The following is a 328-nucleotide window of genomic DNA, read 5'->3' on the forward strand; positions in this document are numbered from 1 at the left end:
ATTGCGCATCGGCCAGATGGATGTCGTCACCGAAGAAGCTCAGGCGGCCGGCCCGGTGGGCGGCGACGAGCTTCTCCAGGAACAATCGCCGGAACAGGCGGGAGAGCACGCGCACGGGCAGGAAGAACCCGGGCCGGCAGGACACCCAGCGCTGCCCGTCGGGCGAGAGACCGCCGCCCGGCACGATCATGTGGACATGCGGGTGGTGGGTGAGCGCCGAGCCCCAGGTGTGCAGCACGGAGGTGATGCCAATCCTGGCCCCCAGATGCTTCGGATCGGCGGCGATCGTCAGCATGGTCTCGGCCGAGACCTTGAACAGCAGGTCGTA

At 68.0% G+C, this 328-nt stretch carries 1 protein-coding gene; it reads right to left on the reverse strand.

The annotated features are described in order from the left end of the window. On the reverse strand, window positions 1-328 hold a 328-nt coding region (locus tag AC5ZG5_RS46520; protein WP_496165609.1), incomplete at both ends, for a transposase.

The sequence above is a fragment of the Bradyrhizobium sp. Ses1 genome, from assembly GCF_059512365.1.